The 6,400-nt window shown below is 73.2% G+C and carries 5 protein-coding genes; 3 read left to right on the forward strand and 2 right to left on the reverse strand.

Annotation, left to right across the window (positions count from 1 at the left end; all coding sequences use genetic code 11):
- Positions 1-141 precede the first annotated feature (141 nt).
- From D7X12_RS37835 to D7X12_RS37845, 3 genes are all read left to right on the forward strand, one after another.
- Positions 142-1,011 carry a hypothetical protein gene (locus D7X12_RS37835; RefSeq protein WP_279637278.1) on the forward strand — a complete coding sequence of 290 codons (870 nt, stop codon included), beginning with the start codon at positions 142-144 and terminating at the stop codon, positions 1,009-1,011.
- A 78-nt stretch (positions 1,012-1,089) separates the two neighbouring features.
- On the forward strand, positions 1,090-1,512 hold the full coding sequence (locus tag D7X12_RS37840; protein WP_120630034.1) for a cupredoxin domain-containing protein: 423 nt from the start codon (positions 1,090-1,092) through the stop codon (positions 1,510-1,512).
- Positions 1,513-1,583: 71 nt separating this feature from the next.
- Complete coding sequence (locus D7X12_RS37845) at positions 1,584-4,523, forward strand: helicase C-terminal domain-containing protein (RefSeq protein WP_120630035.1); 2,940 nt, start codon at positions 1,584-1,586, stop codon at positions 4,521-4,523.
- A gap of 58 nt (positions 4,524-4,581) precedes the next feature.
- On the opposite strand, the gene D7X12_RS37850 is transcribed toward D7X12_RS37845, so the two are convergent.
- Together D7X12_RS37850 and D7X12_RS37855 are read right to left on the reverse strand one after the other, a co-directional pair.
- A complete protein-coding gene (locus D7X12_RS37850) occupies positions 4,582-5,352 on the reverse strand; it encodes a HAMP domain-containing protein (protein WP_120630036.1) in 771 nt (256 codons plus the stop codon).
- A complete protein-coding gene (locus tag D7X12_RS37855; protein WP_120630037.1) occupies positions 5,349-6,098 on the reverse strand; it encodes a HEAT repeat domain-containing protein in 750 nt (249 codons plus the stop codon). The genes D7X12_RS37850 and D7X12_RS37855 overlap by 4 nt, the downstream gene beginning before the upstream one ends.
- Positions 6,099-6,400: the final 302 nt, after the last annotated feature.

Here is a 6,400-nt window from a genome sequence, read left to right on the forward strand (position 1 = left end):
CTGTCCCCCGCGAGCGCTTCAGCCCCCGCGCCCCGGCCGTCTCCGGTGCCGGCCTCTTCCACGGCCGCGCCCGCCGCGCCCACGTCCACCTCCGGAGGCTTCACGCCGGGGGCACGGCCCTCCGCGCCCCGGGCGCCCGGCATGGGCGGTCCTCCGCGCACGGGCGGTCCTCCGGGCCGCTTCGGTGCCCGGCCCTCCACGCCGCGCCCGCCGCCCACGCCGGAGCAGATCCTGGCGCTGGCCACGCGCGAGCACGTCCCGGCGCGCATCGCGAAGGGCGAGCTGGAAGGGAAGATGAAGGCGCGCATCTGGCGCAAGCTGCACGCCGAGGAGGCGAAGCGCTTCGACCAGGTCTACGAGCTGATGGGCCAGACGGCGGGCCTGTCCCTCGGGGACGCGTTCGGCATCCTCCAGAGCGGCCTCACCGTGGCGGAGTTCATGGCGCGCAAGGAGCGCAGCCAGCGCAAGGCGGCCATCAAGCAGGCGCGCGGCCAGGTGGACAACGCGCTGGTGGCGGACTTCCTGGGCGCGTTCATCGAGCAGAAGACCGAGCTGTCGGTGGTGCTCGCGGAGCGCTCGCTGCTGGACACGCTGCTGGCGGAGGAGGCCATCGCCTTCACCTTCGAGCGCACGGGCCGGCTGGAGAAGCTCCAGGTGGTGCTCATCGCGCGGCGGGGTGACTGGGAGCGGCTGATGCCGAACCTGGACCGCGACGCGAAGCTGACCCAGAAGCCGGCGCAGGTGGCACGGCAGCCGGACAAGCGGCCGTATTCGGACCCGCGGCCGTTCCTGCCGCACATCGGGCAGACGGTGAAGATGGTGCTGCGCAACGGCATCACGGTGGAAGCGCCGCTCCTGCGCGTGGGCCGCTTCGACGTGCTGCTGGGCGAGCCGGGCCACGAGCTGTTCATCCCGCTCCACGCCCTCTTGCGCTTCGACGCGCCTCCGGCGCCCGACGACGACTCCGATTCCGACGCCGACAGCGCCGCGGAGCCGGACTCCGGGGCCTGAGGTCCGCTGTTGTCGTCCCCGCCGGGCGGCCCCGCTTCCAGGCCGGGCCGCCCTCTCTTCCTTGACGGAGTCCTGCCCATGCGTCCGTTCTTCTCCCGCATCATCAAGCCCTGGCTGGCGCTCACCGTGGCGGCGATCCTCGCGGGCGCCTCCCAGCAGGCGTGCTCCAAGGACGCGGCCGCCAAGGTCCCGGAAGGTCCCGAAGCGGTGGAGGCGGGACGCCGGGAGAAGGGCGTGCACGTGGTGGACCTGGCCGTCACGGAGAAGGGCTTCGAGCCCGGCGCCGTGAAGCTCAAGAAGGGCGAGCCGGTGAAGCTGGTGGTGACGCGCAAGACGGACGTGACGTGCGCCACCGAGTTGGTGATGGACGAGTACAAGATCGACGCGAAGCTGCCGCTGAACACGCCGGTGGAGATCGCCTTCACGCCGAGTCAGGGCGGGACGCTCCGGTACGGGTGCGCGATGGGGAAGATGATCGCCGGGACCTTCGTCGTCGAGTAGCGCCGGGGAGCGCCGCGGGGCCTGCCGTTAACTGGCGATGTCCCCCCGGCCGGGTAGGCTCGACGCCCTGCATGGGCAGCTCGGAGCTCTTCACCCGGCATGTCTTCCTCGACCTCGAAACGACGGGGCTGGACCCGCGTGTGGACGAGGTCATCGAGGTGGGCTGTCTCTTCTTCGAGCACGGCCGCGAGGTGGACCGCTTCTCCCGCCTGTACTCCGCGTCGCGCCCGCTGAACCTCACCATCCGCCGCCTCACCGGGCTGGGTGACGCGCAGCTGTCCGGGCAGCCCCGCTTCGACACCGAGCGCGCCGAGCTGCGCGACCGGCTCAGGGGCTGGACGGTGGTGGCGCACAACGCCCCCTTCGAGAAGGGCTTCCTGCCGGACGTGCTGGGCCCCATCCAGGCCCCGGTGCTCGACTCGTGCGAGCTGATGCACTACCTGCACCCGGAGCTGCCCAGCCACTCGCTGGAGTCGCTGATGCGGTGGGCGAAGCTGGGCTCGCAGCAGCCGCACCGCGCGCTCCACGACTGCGCGGCGGTGCATGGGGTGCTGGTGCACGCGCTGGACGGCTGCGTGCGTGACGGGCGCGCCGAGGACGTGGCGGACCTGCTCTCCACCCTGGACCCGCGCGCCCGCGCCTCGCTGGGGCCCACGCCGCTCCTGGACGCGGCCCTGTCCCCGGAGGACGCGCGCGACCTGGCGACGGACGCGGAGGCGCGCCCGCTGGTGGAGCTGCTCTCCCGCCTGTGGGAGGCCTGCCGCGCGACGCCGGTGCCGCTGGGCCTGGAGGCCACGGGCGGCTTCCTGCGGGCGCGGCCGGAGCGGCGGCGGGCACATGGCGCGCGGCCTCCCCCCGAACCGGAGGCGGACGCGACCCCGCTGCCGGTGCGGCCGGAGGAGGTGGCCCAGGTGCTGGGGCCGGACGGCGCGCTGGAGAAGAGCGGCGGGTTCATGTCACGCCCCGCGCAGGTGGAGATGGCGCAGCTGGTGGCGCGCACGCTGTCGGACGGCGGGCAGGTGGCGGTGGAGGCCGGCACCGGCACGGGCAAGTCGCTGGCGTACCTCACGCCCGCGGCCCTCTTCGCCTCGCGCAACGGGCTGAAGGTGGGCGTGGCGCCGCACACGAAGACGCTCCAGGACCAGCTCCTGGAGAAGGACCTGCCCCGGCTGCACCAGGCCACGGGGGGCGCGTTCGGCTACGCGCTCCTGAAGGGCCAGACGAACTACCTCTGCCGCCGCCGCGCGCTGGAGGCCACGCGCGTGGAGCCGGGGATGAACCACGCCGCGAGAGCCCCCCGGGCCTACGTGCGCGCGTACCTGCGCCGCAGCCTGGACGGGGACCTGGACCGGCTCTCCCACTGGTTCCGCGAGCGCTTCCCCGGGATGCACGGGCTGGTGCCCGCGGTGCGCTCCGAGGCGGCGACGACGCTGGGCGAGCGGTGCCCGCACCACCACAAGTGCTTCTACCACTCGGCGGTGGCCCAGGCGCGCGAGGCGGACGTGCTGGTCATCAACCAGTCGCTCGCGTTCGCGTGGCCCGCGCGCTACCCGCGCCTGGACCACCTGGTGCTGGACGAGGCGCACGAATTGGAGGACGTGGCCACCACCGCGCTCACGGTGGAGCTGTCGGACCTGGCCTTCCTGCGCCTCACGGAGCGGCTGCACGGGCGCGACGGACGCCGGGGCCTCTTCGCGGAGCTGCGCCGCGCGCTGGCGGCCACGCGCCGCGACGAGTCCCGCGCGCTGATGGGCGAGGTGGACGACGCGCTGCGCACGCTGCTCCAGGAGGCGCGCGCCCTGGGCGAGCAGGTGACGGCGCTGTGCGAGCCCGCGTCAGCGATGCCCGGTGAGGACGCGGACGAGGCGGCCTACGCTCCGGAGCTGCGGGTGACGGACGCCGTGCGCGCCCTGCCCGCGTGGGAGCCCGTGCGCGAGGGGCTGGAGGCGGTGCGCGGCGCGCTCCAGCGCATCCACACGCTGCTCGCGGTGCGGGCGCTGGCGGCGCTGCCGGAGCTGGCGGTGAAGCAGCCCTCGCTGGAGCGGGAGCTGGCCGGGGCCACCACGGAGCTGGGAGAGCTGGCGGTGCTCGCGGGGGAGCTGGCGGGCGAGCCGGACGTGAAGCGGTGCTACGCGGCGCGCGCGGAGCCTCGCAAGGGGCGCTGGAGCGTGGGCGCGCAGCCGGTGGACGTGTCCGAGTCCGTGTCGCGCGACTTCGCCGCGAACAAGCGCGCGCTGGTGATGGCGTCCGCCACGCTGGGCACGGGCGACAGCGTGCCCTTCGTCCTGAAGCGGCTGGGGCTCAGGCCGCCGCTGTTCCGCGCGCCCTCGCCGTTCCACCTGGGACAGCAGGCGCTGGTGGTGCTCGTCACCGACGCGCCGCGCGCGCACGAGGAGCCCTTCATCGACTGGGCCTCCGGGCGCATCTCCGGGCTGGCGCAGGTGATGGGCGGGCGCGTGCTGGGCCTCTTCGCCTCCACGCGGCGGCTGGAGCGCGTGGCCCGCGAGGTCCAGGCGCGGCTGGAGCCGCACGGCATTGAAGTGCTGCGCCAGTCGCGCGGGCACGGGCGCTCGCTGGCCGCGCGGCAGGAGCGCGACACGGGCACGGTGCTGCTGGGCACCAAGAGCTTCTGGCAGGGCGTGGACATCCCCGGGCGCGGCGTGGGGTGTGTCTTCATCGACAAGCTGCCGCTGGAGCCCGCGACACGGCCGCTGGTGGCCGCGCGCGAGGAGCCGCTCGCCCGGGGCGGCAACGAGTACCTGGGCTTCCTCCAGTACCGGCTGCCGCGCGCGCTCCTGCTGCTGCGCCAGGGCGTCGGGCGGCTCATCCGCTCCACCACCGACCGGGGCATCGTCGTGGTGGCGGACCCCGGCCATGCCAGCTACCGGCCCCTGCTGCTCCAGGCGCTCGCGGGCTACCGCGTCGTGGCGATGCCCTGGGCCCAGGCGCGGCTGCTGCTGCACTCGGAGCTGATGCAGATGGGGCTGGCCGCGGACACCGCGCGGGTGTGAGGCGGCGCGCGCCCGCTTGCCGTGAAGCGGGCGCACCGCCGGGACTGGCCTCCCCCGCCTACCGCGCCAGCCGCTCGCGGTAGCGCGCTTCGAGGGCGCTCAGCTCGTCCACCCACGGCCCGGTGACGCCCTTCTGCTTCGCCTGCGCCAGCGCCTCCGCCAGCACGCGCGCGTCCTCTTCCTGCTGGTTGCGCAGCCGCTGCGTCATGTCGCGCGCGGCCTCGAAGACGTCCTGCAGCTCATCGCCTTCGCGCAGGCCGTGCTGCGGCGGGCGCAGGCGGCCTTCGGCCACCTCGCGCACCATGCGCTTGATGCGGAACAGCGGGCCCGCCATCCGGTGCGTCACCACGATGGTGGCCGCCGCCACCACCACGATGAAGCCCACCATGCACAGGCCCAGCACCCACCACGTCAGCCGCTGGTGGCGCTCCAGCTCCGCGCGCTGCGCGACGATGGCGCTGCGCTCCGCCTCGTAGCCCGCGTCGATGGCCTGCGCCTGCTCGCGGAACTTCGCCTCGAAGGACGGGTCGTCCATGTGGGCCAGCAGCTCGTTGGAGAGCGTGGCCCCGGACAGCTCGCGGCTCACCTCCGCCGCGCGCGAGCGGGCATCCACCGCCGTCGCCGTCTCGTGCATCAGCGAGTTCGCCGCGCGCACCAGGAAGATGCCGAGGATGGCCGCGAGCACCAGCGACACGCCCACGATGTAGCCGGTGAGCTTGAGCTGGAAGGGCGCGTCCAGGAGGAAGTTGCGCCAGCGGCGCTTCGTCGGGGCCGGGGTGGGCGCCGGGGCCGGTGTGGGTTCCGGAGCCGGCGCGGTCGTCGTCGTCATGTCTCGCTGCTCCACTCGAAGGTCGCCGCGGCTTCTTCAATCACGCGGGGAATCAGGGCCTTCAGAAGATCCGCGGGCGGTGCTCCCGCAGCATGGGCTTCCACCTGCCCCATCAATGACTGCTCCGGGTAGCTCATGCAAAGGATCGCGATGCGGAGGCCGCCGTTGTCCGTGGCCTGGATCTCCGCCGTGATGCGGTAGCCGTGCACGCCCATCTTCTTCAGCGCGCCCTTCGCCGCGGCCTTCGTCTCCTTCACGGGCGCCATCATCGCGCCCCGGCGCACCAGCTTCGAGCGCAGGCGCGCCTCCGACAGCTTCACCACGTCCGCGGGGATGCCGCCCGTCTTGTCCTTGAGCGCATCCAGCGACAGGTAGAAGCGCGGCCTGCGGGCCTGGTAGGCCTTGATGGCCTTGATGGAGTCCTCCACCGCGGCCTTCACGGACGCATCCGTCTCCCCCTGGTACGCCTGGAGGCAGTCGAGCCCGCCCGGCTCCAGGAGCGCCCCCAGTCCCTTGGCGACCGCCGAGCGCACCAGCTCGCTGGGGTCCTTCAGCGCGGTGCACAGCGGCGTCACCGCTTCGGGGTCTTCGGTGGCGCCCAACACGAGCGCGGCTTGTGAGCGAGCACGCGGATCCCGTCCCTTTTCCAACTGACGGCTCAGGAAGGTGATGCGCGTGTCTGCCTGCGCCGGCGCAGCGCACAGCAGCAGGAAGAAGAGGAGCAGGAGTGCTGTCGGCAGCCGCATGGGATGGGCAAAGAAGTGCCACCAGTGTAACCGCGTTTTACCAATCCAAGACAGTTGCCTCTCGGGGCAATCGCGCCCACCTTCCTTGCGCACAATGGGCGACGTCCTCCCGGGGGAGGACGGCTGGGGTGCGGTGGACCCGATGGGTCACCGTAGGCTGGGGGCGCAATGAGACGCGGACACATCCTCACGGGTGTTCTTCTGCTGGCGGGATGGATGAGCGGGTGCAGGGACTCCGACCGGCTGACGTCGGTCGGCAAGCCCCGTCCACCCGGGCCTACACCGGTGGAGCCCGCCCCCAC

It is taken from the genome of Corallococcus sicarius (assembly GCF_003611735.1).
In the GTDB taxonomy this organism is placed as follows: domain Bacteria; phylum Myxococcota; class Myxococcia; order Myxococcales; family Myxococcaceae; genus Corallococcus; species Corallococcus sicarius.